We start from the raw sequence: 18,340 nt of genomic DNA, 5'->3' as shown, positions 1-18,340 counted from the left end.
TGCGGAGATTCACAGGCCGGGGCGGTGGTTCCGTGCGTGCGCACCCGGGTCAGGGTGCTGTCCTGCGGCGAGGTTCGGGCTGGTGGCTCGGGCGGACCAGTCCGCTTCCGGTGCGAGCCTGGAGACGGGCGGGTTCCACGACGCAGACACCGCCGTCAGTCCCTGGTCACGGGCCGTGCTGGTGATTCTGGCCAGCGCTGTTTCCAGGGCGTTGTCCCACGGGATCTCGCCGTGCTCCACGGTGTACCGGGTGCCGTCCCGGTCTGGGTCGGGGACCGCGCGGGGCCGGCCGATGACGTGATCCGGGTGGTGCAGGGCGTACCACTCGTTGACGAGCTCGACGCCGCCGGGCAGGTTGACCGGCACAGCACCCAGATAGTTGGCCGGCGCGTGGGTTTCGTGGGGCAGCGGGCGACGCAGGACAAGGAGATCGACCGGTGACGCCTGTTCGGGGTGGTGGTGGTGCAGCACTGTTCCCGGCAGCCGAACCGCGCCCAGCAGCCGGGCCTTCCTGGTGGACAAGAAGTGTCGAGTCGCGGAGGCCGGGTGATCCAGGATCTGGTGGGCGGTGACAGCCACGGCCACACCTCCAGGGAACGTACGCGCCACGGCCTGGGCCAACAGGGCCCGGTGCGCCTGCTCGATCCGGCGCGCGCTGTGCACGGACCGGGGCTGCAGACCGGCCATCGGGATGTTCGCGATGACGACGTCGTGCTGGGCAGGGTCATACGTGGTGTACTCCGCCGGGCTCAGAGCCTGGTGCGGCCACCGCGCGGGCGGGATCGCCGCGGTCAGCTCGCGGTAGCCGGCATCAGCCCGTCGACCAGGTGCGCCAAGGCGAGGCGCCGGGACACCCGCGAGCGTTCCCGCGTAAGGCCCGGTCACCAGCATCCGCCCGCGTGCGACACCCAGATCGCGCAGCGCGCCCCAGATCTTCTCGGCCAGGATGGCGTGCGCCGTCGGTGAGGCATACCGGTCGTGCCGGTAGATCGCTGCCGCGTCCAGGACGTTCAAGACCTCTTCTGTCGGCACGACGTCACCGCCCTTTCCTCTGCCGCCTGCCGGGAGAGGCGGTCGAGAAACAGGTGAGGGTCTCCGTCCGAGAGCCCGGGCTAGGCGGCCGGGCTGGGCGTGATGGCGTGGCGTCGCTATCGCTTCGACCCACTCGCGCACTGCCCTACAAGGACGGGCCGTGCGGCCCGTCCGAGTGGCGAGGTCCCTCGTGCGCGGTGGCCTGGCGTGCGATCTCGCTCTGCTGACGAGCCCATGCCTCGGCGCGCTCAAGCAGCTGCACAACGTCGGCGGAGGTCACCTCGCCCTCGCAGTCGAGCGCCCACCGATACTGACCATCACGGCGCTCGACTCGTCGGGTGTGCCAGGCCCACGACGTCGGCAGGCGATCGGGGTCGGACCAGTCGGTGCCCGTGTACTGCTCCTCGATCGCGAACAGTTCGTCGTTGCTCCTTTCGGAGTACAGCACGAAGTGCCCCGGCGAAAACGTCTCAGGGTCGCCTTCGTCTTGCAGGTATACGTAGCGCTCGTACGTGCGCGCGATCCGCATGAGCCCATCGCTGAGCACCCGCATGCTCTGGACCAGCAATGCCGCGTCGGGCAACTCCTGTGCCATCAGAATTCACGCCTCTCATGCGACGTACCATCACCAGCCAGCCGGTGACCGTACGACTACATGTGCAGCCGATCGACACAGCCCGAGCGTTGGGCGAACCCGGTGGTGCCGATCGGGTCCGGCTCAGGCCGTCCGCGTCGAAGCTCGTCACGACCGCCGCTCGTCACCCGCCCACGACTGCGCTGGGTCCTCGGCCGAGACGACGATGAGTCCGGGCGATCTCACCACCACCGGGGGGCGCCGGCTCCGGGCCGGCCGCCAGCGGCCGGGCTGTGAGTCCGTTGGCCCGAGCTTGGTGCACGATCTGGGCCAGCCCCAGTCGCACGGCCGGTTCCAGCGGTGTGCTGGAAGGTAGGACGGCGATCCGGCGGCTGTCCCCGTCCGGGTCGTCGATGAACCCGACCTCCCCGAGCACGTAGTGCGGGTAGTGGTTGGTGAAGTACGAGTTGACTCTGGCCTGACCACCCGGGAAGACGACGGGGCCGGAAGCGGCCCACACGGCAGAGCCGTTCGGCTCGCCGGGCTGGCGACGGCGTAGCACCAACAGATCGGTAGGTGCGGTCTGTCCGGTCGACAGGGCGGGGTGGTAGACCGTCCCGGGCAGCCGCAGCGCACCGACCAAGTCCATCGCCTGGGCCAACGTCTGACGGACACCGGTGTGTTCGCCATCCATCAGTTGTCGACTGGTCAGAGCGACGAGGAATCCGCCCGGGGCAATGTGCCCGGTCGTGTCCGTCAGCAGTTCCTCGTGGACCGTGTCCACGCTCTTGGCGCTGCGCGGGCTGCGCATGTGGAGATTGGCGTAGGGCAGGTTGGCGATGATGGCGTCCGGCGGTGGGTCGGTGTCGAGTTGCGGCATCAGCACGGCGTCGTAGACGTCGCCCGCAGGGCGGATCGGACCGGTCCACTCCGCGTAGCTACCGGCATCGCCATACTCCTGCGGTGTGATGTGGCCGGTGAACGTCGCGGCGTCCATCCCGATGCATGTCACCCACCCGTGGTCCAGGCCCAGGCCGCGCAACGCGGTCCAGATCTGGCGGGCCAGCATGCGATGCGCCGGGCGGGTGTCGAGCGCGTCATGGAGCTTCATGGCCGCGGTGTCTGCACGGTCCAATTCATCGTCAGTGGGCATCGCTCAGTTCCTCCCGATCGTGGCGTGCACTTGGTATGCCGCCGCTGCAGGGGAGGTAGGGCCGGGCACCCGGTCGCCATGCGGGCTCCGTTCGCCGGTCCCGCTGCGTCGAAGCGCGCAACGCAATGACATACCCAGACGGACTAATGTGGCGCCGGGCAGTAGGCACAACCGTGCCAATCATGTTTCCGGGTTGCTGTCCAGAAGGGCCGTTCCCTTCGGGGGAACGGCCCTTCCTCTGCCCGCGCTTCCCGGTAGCCACACAACGCGAGGCGTCGTCTGCGGACCATCGCGGAACGCATGGCGGCGACTGTGTCTTGACCTTCAACCTGACTCGCAGGTTTACCGTCGTGGCGTGGACGAGTTGAAGATCGGCGAGCTGGCCGAACGCAGCGGGGTACCGGCGTCGACGCTGCGGTACTACGAGGCTGAGGGCCTGCTGCCCGCCACACGGGCAGGTAACGGGTATCGGCTCTACGGGCAGCAGGCGCTGGACCGGCTGGCGTTCATCACCCAGGCCAAGCACCTCGACCTGCCCCTGACCGACATCCGCGAGCTGGCCACCGTGTGGGAGTCCGAATCGTGCCACAGCGTGCGCTCGACCTACCGGCCCATGCTCGCCGAACGCATCCAGCAGACCACGCAACGCCTCACCGCACTGCAGGGTCTGCACGAGACACTCACCGCGGCGATCGACTACCTCGATGCCCTGCCCGACCGAGATGCACCCTGCGACGCATCATGTGCGTTCCTGGACCCGCCCCGCCGGCCGCTGCCGCTCGTCGAGGCCACGCCCGCACCGGTGGCGTGCACCCTCGGCGCCGGAGACTACGCGAAGCGGGTTGCCGACTGGCACGACCTGCTGCGTACAGCAGACCTCGTCGAGGTCACCGGCGGGGTGCGGGTCACCCTGCCCACGGCCGACCTGGAACGCACCACGAGCCTGGCTGCCGCTGAGCAAGAGTGCTGCGCATTCTTCAGCTTCCGACTCGACCTGCACGGACCAACCTTCGACCTGACGATCACCGCCCCGCCCGAGGCCGCTCCTCTACTGGCCGACCTCCTACCCACCCACCACGCGACACCAACGGAGACCCTGCCCCGATGAACGATCTGGTCCGTTCCATCCTGCTGTTCGCAGCCGCGGCCTTCTTCGAGATCGGCGGTGCCTGGCTGGTCTGGCAAGGCATCCGCGAACACAAGGGCTGGGTCTGGATCGGCGCCGGAGTCATCGCCCTGGGCATCTACGGCGTCTTCGCCAGCCTGCAACCCGACGCGAACTTCGGGCGCATCCTGGCCGCGTACGGTGGCGTGTTCGTCGCCGGGTCCCTCGCGTGGGGCATGCTCGTGGACGGCTTCCGCCCCGACCGGTGGGACGTGACCGGCGCCCTGCTCTGCCTGGCCGGGGTCGCCGTGATCATGTACGCGCCACGGCCTGCCTGACTGCTGGGGCTGGCCTGCCGCACGACCGAATCAGCGCGCTGGTTCCCTGCGTGGTGGTCAGGAACCAGGTGCAATCTCCAGGCGCTCAGGTTCGTTTGAGACGCCGGAGCGTTGAGTGGCTGGGAGCCGTGAGTTTCCGCGGTTGCCTGCCAGGAGCTGTGGCTTCGACCATTGGTCAGCAGGAGTGACGGTTTCGCCGTAGGGTCGACGGATGGTCGATCCGGGTGAACTGAGTGCTCTGTGACGCTCGTCGCGCTGCGTGGAGGCAGCGGCATGGACGAGGCGCTGCGCTCGGCGCAGGATGTCGAGGACTTCGAGCAGGAGATCGTGGACCAGCACGCGCTGGCCATGAGTGCGGCTGGACTGAGCGATCAGCACGTGGCCTCGTCACGGTCGGTCGTGGTGGAGTTCGCCCGGTCGTTGACCGTTCCGTTGTGGGCGGCTTCGTGCCAGGACGCTGACCGGTTCCTGGCCGAGCAGCGCCGGCGGGGGTTAAGCGTGTCCACGCGCGCGGGCAAGGCTGGTGTCCTGGCGCGGTTCTACGAGTTCGTCATCGGGCGTTATCTGGGGCAGGTCCACCGGCTGACCGGTGTCGTGGTCGAGCAGCCGGTGGACGAGTTCAACCGGCAGTCCGGGGCGTCGCTGGGCAAGGTGCGGGTCCCGCCGTCGGAGGTGGAGGTCGACAAGCTGTTCGCGGGGTGGCGCACATCGGTCGGTGAGGCGCGGAAGTATCTGCCGGCGGCGAGGGACTATTTCGCAGCGTCGTTGTGGCGCCGGCTGGGGCTGCGGATCAACGAGACGGTGATGCTCGACATCCGTGACTGGCGCCCGGATCTTGGTGGGATGGGCAAGCTCCATGTCCGGTTCGGCAAGGGGTCACGCGGCCGTGGACCGAAGCAGCGACTGGTCCCGGCGATCAACGGCGCTGACGAGCTCATCGACTGGTGGCTGGCCGAGGTGCGCCACCAGTTCGGCGACGACTGGTCGAACCCGGATGCGCCGATGCTGCCGTCCGAGCGGTTCGATGACGAGCTGGGCAGATGCGGGCGGGTCGGGTCGAACGCCTTGCGCCGCACGCTCGGCATCCAGACCGGCCTGTGGCTGCCGTCGTGGTCGGGTCGGTTGACCCCGCATGTGCTGCGGCACTACTGCGCCTCGTCCCTGTACGGAGCCGGGATGGACCTCAAGGCGCTGCAGGAACTGCTGGGGCACCAGTGGCTCGCGACGACGTCGGGATACATCCACGTGCGCAGCGAGCACGTCGAGCAGGCATGGAAGAACGCCAACCAGCGGGTCGCGGCCCGCTTCGGGGAGGTCTGAGGATGAAGTGGAACCTGCGGCTGACCGCAGCCGAACGCGGAATCTGGAAGTCCGCGCAGATGCGGCGCATGCTCGCCGAGGCCGGGCTGGAGATCAGCGCCGGGAAGATGTCCTCCTGGTGGGCGACCAGCCCGCCGGTGATCCGGCTGGAAGAGCTCGATGTGCTGTGCGCGGTGCTGGAGTGCGTTCCCGGCGACCTGCTCATCCCGGAGCCGGAGAAGGTCGCTGCACGGCGCCCGGCCCAGGCCGAGGCGGTCGGCGGGGAACAGCCGGCAGCCACGGTGGTGACCCCGCGGTTCGGCAAACCACGTTCGCAGCCGCCGCTGTGAAGCGGATTCGGTGAGGCCGGGTCCGGGCGCGCCGTTGCGCCCGCCACCTAAGTGCAACGGGTGCCAGACGGCGAAGGTCGCCTGGTCCAAGCCGCGGGTCGACTACTGCTACGCGTGCTTGCCCGGTGGCCCGTTCACCCCACCTCCGTGCCGGGCCTGCGGTTCGACGGCGTACTTCAGCCAGGGCCTGTGCGAGGCGTGTCATCCCGGCGGGCCGAGGTTTCTGTCCTCCTGCACCAGCTGCCTGGCCTGGGGCGTGTTCCGGCAGCACAACTGGATGTGCTGGACCTGCCGGTGGTGGGCCACCCATTTCCCGACCAGCGCGTGTGACTACTGCGGGCGCATCAGCCCGGTGGGAGACGCCGGTGCCTGCCGGTTGTGCCTGGAGCAGGCCCGCATGCTCCACGAACCCGGCCACGGCATCGACCTGGCCGGAGCGAACAAGCACGGCCAGCAGATGTTCCTCGCGAACATGCCCACGCCCACGCAGGTGCTGCGCCCACCGCCGCCACCACGGCGACCCAGGCGACGCCCCAGCGCACCGACCCGATCGTTCGCCCCGGTCGACGGCATCCAGGGCGCGCTGTTCGCCATGACGCTCGACCCGCAGATCGTGACCGAGCGCGCCCGGTGGGAGGACGGAGAGCTGACCCGGCACTGCCACCAGATCGTGCGCGAGCACGCGGCCAAGCACGGCTGGTCGACCCGGCAGCGCAACGACGTGGTCCGCTCGCTCCGACTGCTGCAGACCTACCGCAGCCGCCCCGAGGAGCGGATCCGCGTCACCGACGTGCTAACCCTGCCGACCTACGCCGGCAACATCGTCTCCACCATGGACGTCCTGGAAGCGGCCGGCCTCCTGGTCGAGGACCGCATCCCACGCATCCAGACCTACTTCACCACCAAGACCCGACACCTGCCCCAGCCCATGCGCGCCCAGCTCGAGACTTGGTTGAGCGTCATGATCGACGGGTCGAGCACCGCTCCGCGCCGCCGTCGGCGAGCCCCGGTCAACATCCGCCAGCAGATCCACGCCCTCACGCCGATCCTCACCGACTGGGCCGCCCAGGGCACCGACTCCCTGGCCGCCGTCACACCCGGAATGGTCACCGATGCCCTGCCAGCCTTCGGACACCGACGCGCCACAACAGTGACCGGCATGCGGTCGCTCTTCTCGATCCTGAAGTCCCGCAAGGTCACGTTCCAGAACCCCGCCCGCGCCCTGGCCAACCCCGGCACCGCAGGCAGCACACCGCTGCCGCTGGACACTGCGGCGGTCCGCGCCGCGCTGGCTTCGTCCGACCCCGCGGTGGCACTGGCGGTGGCCCTGGTGGTCTTCCATGCCCTGACCAACCTCCAGGTTCGACGCGTTCAGCTCACCGACATCGCCGACGGTCGCCTCCAGGTCGGCGACCGCAGCATCCCCCTGGCCGACCTGGTCCGACCCCGGCTACGTGCTTGGCTCGACCACCGTGCGAAGACGTGGCCGAGCACGATCAACCCGTACCTGTTCGTCACCCAGCGCAGCGCACCGCGCCTGGTCCACCCGGGCACGCAGTTCCCGTGGAACAGGACCACCCTGCGTCCGCAAGCTCTTCGGGAGGACCGCATCCTGGCTGAGGCGCACGCCAGCGGCGGGGACGTGCGCCGGCTGTGCGACCTGTTCGGGATGAGCGTGGAGGGCGCCAGCCGCTATACCGTCACGCAGGCATCGCCGATCGCGCCACTGAACCACGGGCACGAACCCGAGTCCCGCTGAATCTGTCGGGCGGCTCGTCGGGTTCGAGTGGCGGGAGACGTCCGAGCGCGGCAGTCGCCGCCACGCATCCACCAGAGCGGTCGAGCAGAGTTCAGAGCCTTCGCAATGGCGTCCTGTGGCTACGGAGGTGAGAACGAGCAGCGTTTGGAGATGAGTGCGAGCGGCACCAGCTCGTTGGGGAAGTCTGTGGAGATGACTCCCGGCAGCACCGGACCGGACCCGCTCAGCGAGGGATTTCGCCGCTCCCTGCGAGCTGTGACGGCGCGGGCGGAGTCCCGGCTGGCCGCAGGCCACCCCGCAGGGGCCGTAGGGCCTTGACGCCGGCAGCGACGGAACCATCATCGACAACCACGGCGGATCCCGGAGCCCCAACAGCCGCTGCTGAGACTCGGCTCCACGGCGCGACACCGCACCGGGCGACCGCTGCTCAAACAGCGCTCCAAACGCTGCTCGTTCTCACCTCCGTAGCCAGTCCTGCGGGCAGCTTGCGCTGTGTAGAGCGGAGATGGTCAGGCGAGGGACAGGAACAGCTTCTCGAGCTTCGCGACATCGAGCGCAGGTTCCCCGCTGGGTGTGGTCGGCTCGGTCAGGCATTGCTTCATGCCGGACGCGATGATCGCGAAGCCCGCCCGGTCGAGCGCTCGTGAGACAGCGGCCAGTTGTGTGACGACGTCCTCACAGTCCTCGCCTGCGTCGAGCATGCGGATGACGGCGGTGAGTTGACCTTGTGCCCTTTTGAGTCGGTTGCTGACCTTGGTCATCTCCTGGGGATCGAGTTCCACCAGGTCCTCCTTCGGTGTCGGCTCACCGTCGGTGAGCGCAGCTGGTGGTTCAGGCGCTGCGGAGCGTGGAAAGAGCCGTTCGCAGGCGGGTGCCGGCGTCGTCGGCAACGGCCTGGAGGGCGTCGTTGGTGGTGACCTCGACCATGACGGCGGGGTCGATCGCCTCCACGACGATCCTGTTGCTGGTGTCCTCGCGGACGACGACGTTGCACGGCAGGAGCAGCCCGATGCTGTCCTCGACCTGGAGCGCTGCGTGGGCCAGGGGCGGGTTGCACGCGCCCAGGACAACCTGGCGGGGGACGTCCACGTCGAGCTTCTTCTTGAGGGTCGCGGCCAGGTCGAACTCAGTCAGGATGCCGAAGCCCTGCTCGGCGAGGGCGGCGCGGACCGCATCGACGGTCGCGTCGAAGGAGTTGTCGACGGTGGTGCTGATCGCGTAGGTCATAACGGTCTCCTTGTATCGGGCCGGCCGGGTCACCGGCCGGTGGGGGTCCACAGTCGAGCACGGGACGGACACACCGTGTGACCGGTGGCGGGGTGCTCCGCAGGTCGACGGACAGCGTATGGGTGTCTTTGACAGTATCGCCGGGTGTGGTCAGGGGCGGTGGTGGTTCGTGGTGCTCCTCACGGGCAGGTGCACTGCTGGTCCTTGGGCACGTCGGCCATGACGGCGTCGACGTGCATGCCGCAGCCGGTCCAGGTGACCTTGCCGCAGGTGCTGCAACGGGCGGGGCTACACATGGTGGTTCTCCTTACGGGTCTTGCGGGCGGGGGTGGGGTCAGCGGCGCACGGAGCCGCCGGCGGCCTGCCAGGCGCGGATGCCGCCGGAGAGGCTGGTGGCCTGCATGCCGAGGGTCCGCAGCGTCTTGGCTGCGCTGCGGGAGCGCACCCCGGAGGCGCACATCACCACGACGGGCTTGTCCTGGTCGAGGCGGCGCGGTGCCTGTGAGGTGTTCGAGAGCGGGACGTGCACGGCCTGGGGTGCGTGGCCCTGGTTCCACTCGGCGCGCTCGCGCACGTCCAGGAGGCTCGCTCCGTCGCGAACGAGCTGGACGGCGGTGGGTCCGTTGACCGTCGAGGGCAGGGTTCCGTCGTCGGTGCGCCCGAGGATGCGACGCAGGGTGTCGAGCAGGCTCACGGGTGGGCTCCTTCGATGGTGCGGGGTGGGGCCGAAGCGGGTGGCGCGCAGGCTGAGTCGGTAGTCGGACAGGTTGTGCGCATCCGAGCCGCGCGTGTATCAGAACGCGGGTACGTGCTCGGACTACTCAAGGACGGCGATCCCCACGCTCTTGTCTGTGCGGCGGATGTAGCCAACCGCGCCCGTGCCGCCAGCGACATCAATCGCCACGACGGTGCGCCGCGGCATGGTCATGTTCGATCCTTGACACGCTGGGCATGAGCCTACTATACCCCAGGGGGTATTAGGTGCAAGTTGAGCCTGGTGGATTTTCCGCCTGTCGTGTCGGTCGGCGTGCGCCGCGGGTGCGCAGTTGCGTCGTGAGGGGGCTGGACTGTGCTCGCGCAGGAGGCGGGTGCGGTGGGTCCACGGGCTTGTCGATGGCGAGTGGCTGCCATCGGAGCAACGGATGGTCTCTAGGTCGAGAGTGCGGAGCGCCCGTGCTGATCGGTGTCGACGAGCACCTGCACGGCGGTAGCACGAGCGGGGCCAGCGGGTAGTGGGTCCTCCTCGTGCCGTTCCTGCTAGCCGCCGATGTCTACCTGGCCGCAGTGGCCAGCGACATCCGCCACGGACACGCCTGGCCGTGGCGCCGCCCCCTGGTGTGGGTGCTCGGCGTGATGGCCGCTGCGGCGGTATTCTTCGGCCCCTCGCGACGGCTGCCCACGGCAGTTTCGCGGCACACATGGGGGAGCACCTGCTGGTGGGGACGGTGGCGCCGCTGGTGCTGGACGCTCCCGTCATGCTTGCGCTGCGGGTCATAAAACGTGAAGCCGGCGCGGGCGCTGAGCCGGGCGGTGCACGGCCCGGTCGGCAAGCACTGACCAATCCGGTCGTGGCGCCGCTGTTGAACGTGGGTGGCCTGTGTGCGCTCTACCGCAGCCCCCTGTATGGGCTTATGCAGCAGGGGATGCTGGTGCACGTGCTGGTGAGGGTGCACTTCCTGCTCGCCGGCTACCTGTCCACCGTCGCCTTGGTGCCGGTCGACCCGTCTCCGCATCGCACCGGGTTCGTCCTGCGCCCGATCGTGCTGGTGGTATCTCTGGCCGCGCACGGTGTGCTGGCGAAGCTGCTCTACGCCTACCCATCGCCGGGCGCCACCCCAACGGACGCACACACAGGCGCGCAGCTGATGTTCTACGGCGGCGACCTGGTCGACTTCGTGCTCATCTTGCTGTTATGCGCACAGTGATACCGCCTCACCGGACGGCGAACGGGTGTCAAGTTCCCCCGTGTAGGTCTCCGCGGGTGCGCGGGAGGCTGTCTGAGTCGGTTCTCCGCACGAACGGCCGTCGCGGACATCGTGGCATCGTGCTGATGGCAACGCTGGACCTGCCAGGCGGCAAACACGCCCGCCTGTAGATGTCATCGGATGCTAGATCCGTGCCGGTTCTCAACCGACCGCAGGCCGAGGGATCTTCCCGCCGCTGGACCGGCGGTGGGAACCGAGTGGTGCCGCCAACCCTGCCGGCGGCGAACGACCGACGACCTGAGCGTCCGTGCTGGTCCTCTGACGGTCAGGTTCGAGCGGCCTGCCGGGCCGACGCCGCTCGAGCACGGTCGGCATCGGGCCTCTCTGGCGGGTGTTTCCCGCTGCTGAGCTGCCCCGCGTCGTGATGCCGTCCGCGTGGCATGAGTTGCTCTCTGCGCAAATCTGATGCACGCCCGCACACGCCCGACTTGCATACCCCAGGGGGTATCGGTGAGACTGTTGTAACGCCTCATGGAACGACCTCAAGGAGAGACCCATGCTGCTCGAACGGATCTACGACGAGGACCTCGCTCAGGCGAGCTATTTCATCGGTTGCCAGGCCACGGGTGAGGCACTCGTCGTCGATGCCCGGCGCGACGTCGCCGAGTACCTCGAACTCGCCCGGCGGCACGGTATGCGCATCGTGGCGGCCACCGAAACCCACATCCATGCCGACTACTTGTCCGGCACGCGGGAGCTCGCTGCCACTACCGGTGCCCAGATCTATGTCTCGGGTGAGGGTGGTCAGCACTGGCAGTACGGGTTTGAGGCGAATCGTCTTCGCCACGGTGACACGATCACGATCGGGAACATCACTGTCGAGGCGCGCCACACCCCCGGGCACACTCCCGAGCACCTCGTACTACTCGTGACCGACGGCGCCTTCAGCAGCGCGCCTGGGTACGCGCTCACCGGCGACTTCGTCTTCGCCGGCGACCTCGGCCGCCCGGACCTGCTCGACGAGGCCGCTGGCGGTGCCGACACCCGGTTCGAGGGCGCCCGCCAGCTCTTCGCCTCGCTGCGCGACGAGTTCCTCAGCCTCGACGACCACATTCAGGTCTTTCCCGCGCATGGTTCCGGGAGCGCCTGCGGCAAGGCTCTGGGTGCGCTGCCGTCCACCACGGTCGGCTATGAGCGGCTCAACGCCTGGTGGGCAACGTACCTGCGCGACGGCGATGAGCAGGGCTTCGTCGATGAGCTGCTTGATGGGCAGCCTGACGCGCATGCCTACTTCGGGCGGATGAAGCGGGAGAACAGGGACGGGCCTCAGCTGCTTGGCTCGCTGCCCCCGATCGTCCAGATGGCGAACGACGACCTTGCACGCCGCCTCGAGGCGGACGAGGTGATCTTCGTCGACACCCGCGACCAGCACGCCGTGCACGCAGGGACTGTCGTCCGCAGTCTCAACGTTCCCGGACTTGCGAAGGCGGCCAGCTATGGTGCCTGGGTCTACGACCCGGAGACCGAGACCCGTCCGCTAGTGCTGCTGGCCCCGGATCAGGGGTTCGCCCAGGCGATGCGTGATCACCTGGTCCGCGTAGGCGTCGACCACGTGGCCGGTTACACGACCGATCTCGACGGCCTGCCGACCACGGTTCCAGCCGTCGTCCCTCCGGCCGAGCTCGAGGGCGTCGATGTCGCGATGCTGCTCGATGTCCGCAACAGGACCGAGCACACCGCGGGCCACATTCCGGGTTCGGAGCAGCTCAGCGGCGGCCGGGTGCTGTGGCACCTGGACCAGCTGCCCGATGACGGCACGATCGCGACCTACTGCCAGTCCGGGGTGCGCAACTCCGTGACCGCCAGTGCTCTGCGCCGGGCCGGCTACGACGTCGTCGAGCTCGAGGGCAGCTACGCCGGCTGGAGCACCTGGAAGCACTCCCAGCCCATCGCCACCTCCGCGTGACACGTCCCATCCCACCGACGAAAGGCACTCCTTCACGCATGGCCGCCACCGCCACCGTCACGACCATCGAGCCCGACGAGCTGAAACAGCGCCTGGTTGACGACGCGCTGACCATCATCGACGTCCGGACACCCGCAGAGTTCGAATCGGTCCACATCCGCGGCTCGTACAACGTCCCCCTGCCGCTGCTGTCCGAGCACACCCACGATCTGGCCGATCGGCTCGGCGGCCGCGTGGTACTGGTCTGCCACTCCGGAGTCCGCGCCGGCCAGGCACAAGTCCGGCTGTCGTCGGTTGGGCTGCCCAGCGGCGAGGTGCTCGCCGGCGGGATCACCGCGTTCGAGTCCGCAGGCGGCCCTGTGGTGCGCGGCGCGCAGCGCTGGGCCATGGACCGCCAGGTTCGGATGGTCGCCGGGTCGCTCGTCCTGGTCGGGTTTCTCGGAAGCACGCTGATCCATCCCCGCCTTGGCTACCTCACCGGTGCGATCGGAGCCGGACTGACCTACTCTGCCCTGTCGAACTCTTGTGTCATGGCCGCGGTGCTGTCCAGGATGCCGTGGAACCGCACGTCGGCCAGCCCGACCTACGAGAGGTCCATCCGTTTCATCCCAGTCACGCCCCAGGCCGTCGTGGCACAGACCGCCTGAGCAGACGGGACGACCATGTACATCACCATGATCACCGTGCTGGTGCTCGCGGTGGCGGTGGGCATATCCCTCGGACTGCTCGGGGGAGGTGGCTCCATCCTCACCGTCCCGCTGCTCACCTACGTGGCCGGGTTCCCGCCCAAGGAGGCGATCGCATCTTCCCTCCTGGTGGTCGGCGTGACATCGATCTCAAGCATGCTCGCCCACGCCCGACGTGGAAACGTGCAGTGGCGGACCGGTCTGATCTTCGGGACTGCCGGAACAGCAGGCGCTTTCGCGGGCGGTCTGGTCGGCGGGCACATCCCCGGCACGGTCCTGATGATCGCCTTCGCGGTCATGATGGTCGCCACGGCAGGCGCCATGATCCGCGGTCGCCGCGCCAGCACGTCTCGCGCTGTCCACGCCAGCGCGCGCCCGTGGGTGCGGATCGTCCTGTTCGGGCTCGGTGTCGGTCTGGTGACCGGTCTGGTCGGTGCGGGGGGCGGCTTTCTCGTCGTTCCAGCGCTCGCCCTGCTCGCAGGGCTGCCCATGCCTGCGGCCGTGGGGACGTCCCTGCTGGTGATCACCATGAACTCGTTCGCAGGGCTTGCGGGACGGCTCACGACGGTGTCGCTGGACTGGGTACTCGTAGCCGCTGTCACCGCAGCCGCGGTCGCTGGCTCCCTGCTCGGAGCCCGTCTCACGACCCGAGTGTCCGAAGAATCGCTGCGACGAGGCTTCGGCTACTTCGTGCTCGTCATGGCCGTGGTGGTGCTGGTCCAAGAACTGCCTGGAGCGGCCGCTCTGGTCGTGGTGGCGGTCGCCGTGGTGGTGGCTGCTGTCGGAATCACGTGCCGGCTCACCCGGGTCCGCTGCCCCTGGGTCGCGCAGCCTGGCGCGAGCTGATCGTGCCGGGATGTGTCCAGGACTGGAGCCGATCCCTGACTGCGACGAGCGCCTCACCGAACGGCCAGCCTGTCACCGCATCGGATACCCCGGTCCTGCAGTCCGTCGGGGCGTGGGACACGGCGGTTTGCGCTGTACATGCCTCGTGGTTCGCTCGCAGGCGCTCGGTAGTTGGGGTGTCGGAAACCGTTCGGTGAGGGCTACATCGATCCAGTCGACCGCAGGGCCCAGGCTTGTCCCACCGGGGCGCCCGCGCAAGGATGCTGAGAAGGCTGTCGCAAGTCCTCTGTGGTGGAACCACCACAGGACGAGTCGTGTCGGTGAGCGTTCCGTACGTCGCCTCACCATCCGGGCTCAAGGTGATCGCCGATAGCAATCCGCGCGCGGAGTGGCCCGGCCCCCGGCGGCTGGTGATCAGCAACCGAGGCCAGTTTTGCTCCTGGTGGTGAGCCCATTCCTCGCTCTGGGTGAGCCGGAACAGCTAGACCAGGGGCGGAATCACGGTGATCCCGGCGAGCGCGGCAACGAGCAGGAGCGCCCGGAGGGTGGCGGGGGCTCCCGCCGCGTCGGCGATGGTGACCTGGTCGACGAGCAGCCAGGGGTACTGGGCGGCGCCCCACCCGACGATGACGGAGGCGACCGCGACGACGGCGCTGACCCGTGCGGCGGCAGGCCTGCGCCGCAGCAGAAGCGCCAACGCAACGATCTCGCCGAGCACCGAGGTAACGATGAGGGGTGCTGCTCGGCCGGTCAGGCCCTCGGCCAACGTGGGTGCGTCCTGCATGATCGGCGGCAGTGAGCCGAGCACCAGGACACCCGAGACCATCCCGACCGACAGTGTGCGACGACGCAGCCGAGCAGCGAGCGCGTCGTGGCCGGCGCGGGTCGCGTCGGCGGTCAGGAACATGCCGGCGAGGAACGCGCAGCAGGCGACCGTGATCGCCCCGACCAGGAGCGAGGTCGGGTTCAGCCAGGACGACCAGCGGTCGCCCTGACCGTCGGCCGGCACACGCCCCGAGGCGATCGCACCGGCGACCGTGCCCAGGAAGAACGGTGCGACGAGCGACGAGCCGGCGAACAGGGCGCCGTAGAGACGCGCCTGCGAGAGCGTCGGGGAGTACTTGCGGAACGCGAAGCCCGCGCCGCGCAGCACGATGCCGAGCATTGCAAGCAGCAATGGCAGGATCAGGGTGGACATCGCGGCGGCGAACGCGGTCGGGAAGCTGGTCCACCACATGACGAGCACGTAGATCAGCCAGACGTGGTTGGCCTCCCCACCGGGCCGATGCTGTGGTCGATCTCTGTGCGCAGCTCCGCGCCTCGGCGGTCGCCTCCCGCGGTGAGGTCGTAGAAGCCGGAGCCGAAGTCCGCGCCTCCGAAGACGGCGTAGGCCACCAGGCCGACGAACATGGCCATCGCGACCGCGAGCTCGACGGTCACGGCGCGTCCCTCGCGGGGTCCTCGTCGTGGAGTCTGGACTGCGGCCCGTAGGGGCTGGGGAGGTCCTGCTGGCCTTGCCGCCAGCGGCCGGCCATGGACCCCAGCACGAGCGCCGCGCCGACGGTCATGCTGGTGTAGACCACAACGGTGGTGGCCAGCAGCCACCACAGGCCGGAGTGGTTTCCGGCTGCCTCGGTGGTGCGCATGATGTCGTAAATCACCCATGGCTGGCGGCCTACCTCGGTCGCGATCCAGCCTGTCTCGACGGCGATGACGGCCAGGGGCCCGTTCACGGCGCAGAACCTGAGGAACCAGGTGTGCTCCAGGAGGTCGTGCTTGCGCCACCAGCGAAGCGCCCAGTAGACGACGACGGCGAGTGCCAGGAGCGTGCCGATCCCGATCATCGTCTGGAACGCCCAGTGGGTGATGTTCACCGTGGGCTGGTCCGGCAGCGAGATGGTGTCCAGTCCGCGAACGGGCGCGGTGAAGGAATTTTGCGCGATGAGCGAGCCGAGGACCGGGATGTCGAGGGCCGAGTGCACTTCGCCGTCGATCAGCAGACCGCCGATGCGCAGCGGTGAGGGGCTCTCCGTGGTCGTGGCGAGCTCGAACGCGGCGAGCTTGGCGGGCTGCCGGTCGCCGAGGCCGCCGCCGAGCAGGTGCCCGATGACCGGCTGGACGACCGCCGCCACGCTGGCGAAGGAGAACGGTATGAGGAATCCGAGCCGGTGGTGGGCATCGCGGCGTCCGCGCAGCATGCCGACGGCGTAGACGCCCGCGATCGTGAAGCCGACGAGCATGTATGCCGCGACCCACATGTGCGCGAACTGCAGCCCGGCGATGGGGTTGAACATCGCGGCCCAGGGGTCGACGTCGGTGACCTCGCCATCGACGAGGCGAAACCCGGCAGGGGTGTTCATCCACGCGTTGACGGAGATGACGCAGAACGTGCCGACGATCCCGGCGATCGCCATCGGCACCACCATGAGCAAGTGGCGACGTGGCGGCATACGCCCCCAGCCGTAGAGGTAGATGCCCAGGGAGATGGCCTCGACGAAGAACGACAGCCCCTCCAGAACGAACGGCAGTCCGAGGACGCTGCCGAACGTGCCCATCAGCCCCGGCCACAACAGCCCCATCTCGAAGCTGAGCACCGTGCCCGATACCGCGCCGATCGCGAACAGTACGGCGGACACCTTTGGCCCACCGTTGCGCCAAGGTTTCCGCCACGGCGTCCTTGCGCACCAGGTCCCGTCAGTGCGCCACGAAGATCATCGCCGGGAAGGCCACGCCGAACGACGCCAGGATGATGTGCCACCCGAACGTGAACGCCATCTGAGGGCGGGCGGGCAGCAGGCCGGCCGGATCTGCAGCCACTGCGCTCAGGGGGTCCGGTGTCATCTTGCGACCATATTTCGGGCGAAGGTCACCCGCCCGGGCAAGTACGGGCGATCCGGTTGGCCCAGCGTCGGCTCGAACGCTCGGTGACCGATAGGGCCGCGGCTGGGTTACACCTGGGCTGCCCGGTCTGAGACCACACGCCCGAAGTCCTGGTCAGGACGCGGCATCCGCCGGGTCGAAGGAGCACGACGGGCCACTGGGATGCCGTACGTCATGGGTCGCCTACGACTGTTGGGTGGCGAGCTCGGTGCGGACCATGTCCATATCCAGGCCCCGCACCGCGGTGATGACCTGTTCGAGAGCTGGGGCAGGCAGGGAGCCAGGCTGGGAGAACACCAGAATGCCGTCACGGAATGCCATCAGCGTGGGGATCGAACTGATGGCCGCTTGGGCAGCGAGCTGCTGCTCGGTCTCGGTATCCACCTTGGCGAAGGCGATGTCCTTGTGCTGCGTAGACGCCTGCTCGAAGACCGGGGCGAACATCCGACACGGGCCGCACCACGCGGCCCACCAGTCGACCAGCACGATGCCGTCCTTGTGGATCGTGTCAGCGAACGTCTCAGCAGTCAGGTTCACGGTAGCCATGTCGTCTCCTGTTCGTAGAAAATACCCTCCAGGGTATACAACGCGGTCAAAGCTAGCGTATTCCCGCCGCTGCCTGTCGCCTGACGTATCAGGTGGAGCAGGAGGCACCAGCCTGGACCAGACGTATCGCGAGGCCGAGCCCGACCACGACTGCCGCGGTCAGCGCCATCGACCACTGGTGCGGGGCTGTCGATAGCAGCCAGGACGCAGCCAGGACGCTCAGAGCGGGCATCGCGGCGCACGGTGCGCAGCCGAGGTCGACGCGCCAGCCAGCACCGGATGCTGCCAGGAAGGTGGAAAGCGTGGCTGCGCTACCCGCCGCAGTGAGCGCGACGAGTGTCACCCAGACCGGGGCCGGTGCAGGCGGCCAACCGCCACCGACGGCCACGAGTCCGGCGAACAGCGCCGGTGCCAGCAGCGTCGCAGTCGCGATGCGGCGCCGCGGCCAACGGGCGCCGGCGGCAGGCATGGAGAAATGTGGCAACGCTCGATCGGCACGGTCGTCGCGGATAGACCTCACGTCCGGCGTGGAGTCCAACCGGGGGCCATCGGTGGGCATGGTGGGCTCGGTGGGCATGGCAGTCCTTCGCGAAGGTTGGGGGTCGGTGTGGGGCACGAGACAAGTTCAAGCAACCGCACGGCGCCGTAGCTGGT

General features: G+C 68.7%; 21 protein-coding genes. 9 read left to right on the top strand and 12 right to left on the bottom strand.

Features of this window, described 5'->3' with window-relative positions:
- Positions 1-9 precede the first annotated feature (9 nt).
- From AB0F40_RS00655 to AB0F40_RS00645, 3 genes are all read right to left on the bottom strand, one after another.
- A complete protein-coding gene (locus AB0F40_RS00655) occupies positions 10-1,032 on the bottom strand; it encodes a hypothetical protein (RefSeq protein WP_357462542.1) in 1,023 nt (340 codons plus the stop codon).
- 145 nt (positions 1,033-1,177) lie between these two features.
- Positions 1,178-1,627: a hypothetical protein gene (locus AB0F40_RS00650; RefSeq protein WP_357462539.1), complete on the bottom strand. Its 450-nt coding sequence runs from the start codon at positions 1,625-1,627 to the stop codon at positions 1,178-1,180.
- Between the two features lie 163 nt (positions 1,628-1,790).
- The gene (locus tag AB0F40_RS00645) at positions 1,791-2,717 is read right to left on the bottom strand and encodes a hypothetical protein (protein ID WP_357462536.1); all 927 of its coding nucleotides are present in this window, start codon (positions 2,715-2,717) and stop codon (positions 1,791-1,793) included.
- A 397-nt stretch (positions 2,718-3,114) separates the two neighbouring features.
- On the opposite strand from AB0F40_RS00645, the gene AB0F40_RS00640 reads away from it, so the two are divergent.
- The 5 genes from AB0F40_RS00640 (at position 3,115) to AB0F40_RS00620 (ending at position 7,610) form a co-directional block, all read left to right on the top strand.
- Positions 3,115-3,867, top strand: a complete 753-nt coding sequence (locus tag AB0F40_RS00640) for a MerR family transcriptional regulator (protein WP_357462533.1) — start codon at positions 3,115-3,117, stop codon at positions 3,865-3,867.
- Positions 3,864-4,202, top strand: a complete 339-nt coding sequence (locus tag AB0F40_RS00635) for a YnfA family protein (protein ID WP_357462529.1) — start codon at positions 3,864-3,866, stop codon at positions 4,200-4,202. The genes AB0F40_RS00640 and AB0F40_RS00635 overlap by 4 nt, the downstream gene beginning before the upstream one ends.
- A 240-nt stretch (positions 4,203-4,442) precedes the next feature.
- Complete coding sequence (locus AB0F40_RS00630) at positions 4,443-5,522, top strand: tyrosine-type recombinase/integrase (RefSeq protein WP_357462526.1); 1,080 nt, start codon at positions 4,443-4,445, stop codon at positions 5,520-5,522.
- Between the two features lie 2 nt (positions 5,523-5,524).
- A complete protein-coding gene (locus AB0F40_RS00625) occupies positions 5,525-5,851 on the top strand; it encodes a helix-turn-helix transcriptional regulator (RefSeq protein WP_357462523.1) in 327 nt (108 codons plus the stop codon).
- 397 nt (positions 5,852-6,248) lie between these two features.
- On the top strand, positions 6,249-7,610 hold the full coding sequence (locus AB0F40_RS00620; protein ID WP_357462520.1) for a hypothetical protein: 1,362 nt from the start codon (positions 6,249-6,251) through the stop codon (positions 7,608-7,610).
- A gap of 509 nt (positions 7,611-8,119) precedes the next feature.
- Here AB0F40_RS00620 and AB0F40_RS00615 read toward each other — a convergent pair.
- The 3 genes from AB0F40_RS00615 to AB0F40_RS00605 all read right to left on the bottom strand — a co-directional run bounded on the left by AB0F40_RS00615 (position 8,120) and on the right by AB0F40_RS00605 (position 9,531).
- A complete protein-coding gene (locus AB0F40_RS00615) occupies positions 8,120-8,392 on the bottom strand; it encodes a metal-sensitive transcriptional regulator (RefSeq protein ID WP_357462517.1) in 273 nt (90 codons plus the stop codon).
- A gap of 49 nt (positions 8,393-8,441) precedes the next feature.
- Positions 8,442-8,837: a DUF302 domain-containing protein gene (locus AB0F40_RS00610; RefSeq protein ID WP_357462514.1), complete on the bottom strand. Its 396-nt coding sequence runs from the start codon at positions 8,835-8,837 to the stop codon at positions 8,442-8,444.
- 334 nt (positions 8,838-9,171) lie between these two features.
- Positions 9,172-9,531, bottom strand: a complete 360-nt coding sequence (locus AB0F40_RS00605) for a rhodanese-like domain-containing protein (protein ID WP_357462511.1) — start codon at positions 9,529-9,531, stop codon at positions 9,172-9,174.
- A gap of 538 nt (positions 9,532-10,069) precedes the next feature.
- On the opposite strand from AB0F40_RS00605, the gene AB0F40_RS00600 reads away from it, so the two are divergent.
- From AB0F40_RS00600 to AB0F40_RS00585, 4 genes are all read left to right on the top strand, one after another.
- Positions 10,070-10,762: a cytochrome c oxidase assembly protein gene (locus AB0F40_RS00600; protein ID WP_357462508.1), complete on the top strand. Its 693-nt coding sequence runs from the start codon at positions 10,070-10,072 to the stop codon at positions 10,760-10,762.
- 556 nt (positions 10,763-11,318) lie between these two features.
- A complete protein-coding gene (locus AB0F40_RS00595; protein WP_357462505.1) occupies positions 11,319-12,728 on the top strand; it encodes an MBL fold metallo-hydrolase in 1,410 nt (469 codons plus the stop codon).
- 38 nt (positions 12,729-12,766) lie between these two features.
- Positions 12,767-13,375 (top strand): rhodanese-like domain-containing protein, encoded by a 609-nt coding sequence (locus tag AB0F40_RS00590; RefSeq protein ID WP_357462502.1) that lies wholly within the window; start codon positions 12,767-12,769, stop codon positions 13,373-13,375.
- A gap of 15 nt (positions 13,376-13,390) precedes the next feature.
- A complete protein-coding gene (locus tag AB0F40_RS00585; RefSeq protein ID WP_357462499.1) occupies positions 13,391-14,260 on the top strand; it encodes a sulfite exporter TauE/SafE family protein in 870 nt (289 codons plus the stop codon).
- 481 nt (positions 14,261-14,741) lie between these two features.
- On the opposite strand, the gene AB0F40_RS00580 is transcribed toward AB0F40_RS00585, so the two are convergent.
- The 6 genes from AB0F40_RS00580 to AB0F40_RS00555 all read right to left on the bottom strand — a co-directional run bounded on the left by AB0F40_RS00580 (position 14,742) and on the right by AB0F40_RS00555 (position 18,263).
- Positions 14,742-15,497, bottom strand: coding sequence for a cytochrome d ubiquinol oxidase subunit II (locus tag AB0F40_RS00580; RefSeq protein ID WP_357462496.1), 756 nt, complete (start codon positions 15,495-15,497; stop codon positions 14,742-14,744).
- A 14-nt stretch (positions 15,498-15,511) separates the two neighbouring features.
- Positions 15,512-15,700 (bottom strand): hypothetical protein, encoded by a 189-nt coding sequence (locus AB0F40_RS00575; protein ID WP_357462492.1) that lies wholly within the window; start codon positions 15,698-15,700, stop codon positions 15,512-15,514.
- A complete protein-coding gene (locus AB0F40_RS00570) occupies positions 15,697-16,896 on the bottom strand; it encodes a cytochrome ubiquinol oxidase subunit I (protein WP_357462489.1) in 1,200 nt (399 codons plus the stop codon). Before AB0F40_RS00570 ends, AB0F40_RS00575 begins: the two co-directional genes overlap by 4 nt.
- A gap of 58 nt (positions 16,897-16,954) precedes the next feature.
- Positions 16,955-17,101, bottom strand: coding sequence for a hypothetical protein (locus tag AB0F40_RS00565; protein ID WP_357462486.1), 147 nt, complete (start codon positions 17,099-17,101; stop codon positions 16,955-16,957).
- A 222-nt stretch (positions 17,102-17,323) separates the two neighbouring features.
- Entirely contained in the window at positions 17,324-17,686 is a 363-nt protein-coding gene (trxA, locus tag AB0F40_RS00560) for a thioredoxin (protein ID WP_357462484.1), read from the bottom strand.
- An 88-nt stretch (positions 17,687-17,774) separates the two neighbouring features.
- Complete coding sequence (locus AB0F40_RS00555; protein WP_357462481.1) at positions 17,775-18,263, bottom strand: hypothetical protein; 489 nt, start codon at positions 18,261-18,263, stop codon at positions 17,775-17,777.
- Between the last annotated feature and the right edge of the window lie 77 nt (positions 18,264-18,340).

The sequence above is a fragment of the Promicromonospora sp. NPDC023987 genome (assembly GCF_040639055.1).
Taxonomy (GTDB): domain Bacteria; phylum Actinomycetota; class Actinomycetes; order Actinomycetales; family Cellulomonadaceae; genus Promicromonospora.
Note: the sequence above shows the minus strand (reverse complement) of the source record. Positions and strands in the feature narration are given on the sequence as shown.

Excerpts from the sequence above, each read along its gene's own strand:
- AB0F40_RS00565 (WP_357462486.1), bottom strand. The coding sequence starts at position 17,101 with ATGACACCGGACCCCCTGAGCGCAGTGGCTGCAGATCCGGCCGGCCTG.
- AB0F40_RS00595 (WP_357462505.1), top strand. The coding sequence starts at position 11,319 with ATGCTGCTCGAACGGATCTACGACGAGGACCTCGCTCAGGCGAGCTAT.
- AB0F40_RS00620 (WP_357462520.1), top strand. The coding sequence starts at position 6,249 with ATGCTCCACGAACCCGGCCACGGCATCGACCTGGCCGGAGCGAACAAG.
- AB0F40_RS00650 (WP_357462539.1), bottom strand. The coding sequence starts at position 1,627 with ATGGCACAGGAGTTGCCCGACGCGGCATTGCTGGTCCAGAGCATGCGG.
- AB0F40_RS00610 (WP_357462514.1), bottom strand. The coding sequence starts at position 8,837 with ATGACCTACGCGATCAGCACCACCGTCGACAACTCCTTCGACGCGACC.
- AB0F40_RS00590 (WP_357462502.1), top strand. The coding sequence starts at position 12,767 with ATGGCCGCCACCGCCACCGTCACGACCATCGAGCCCGACGAGCTGAAA.
- AB0F40_RS00625 (WP_357462523.1), top strand. The coding sequence starts at position 5,525 with ATGAAGTGGAACCTGCGGCTGACCGCAGCCGAACGCGGAATCTGGAAG.
- trxA (WP_357462484.1), bottom strand. The coding sequence starts at position 17,686 with ATGGCTACCGTGAACCTGACTGCTGAGACGTTCGCTGACACGATCCAC.
- AB0F40_RS00580 (WP_357462496.1), bottom strand. The coding sequence starts at position 15,497 with ATGTGGTGGACCAGCTTCCCGACCGCGTTCGCCGCCGCGATGTCCACC.
- AB0F40_RS00635 (WP_357462529.1), top strand. The coding sequence starts at position 3,864 with ATGAACGATCTGGTCCGTTCCATCCTGCTGTTCGCAGCCGCGGCCTTC.
- AB0F40_RS00555 (WP_357462481.1), bottom strand. The coding sequence starts at position 18,263 with ATGCCCACCGAGCCCACCATGCCCACCGATGGCCCCCGGTTGGACTCC.
- AB0F40_RS00585 (WP_357462499.1), top strand. The coding sequence starts at position 13,391 with ATGTACATCACCATGATCACCGTGCTGGTGCTCGCGGTGGCGGTGGGC.
- AB0F40_RS00645 (WP_357462536.1), bottom strand. The coding sequence starts at position 2,717 with ATGAAGCTCCATGACGCGCTCGACACCCGCCCGGCGCATCGCATGCTG.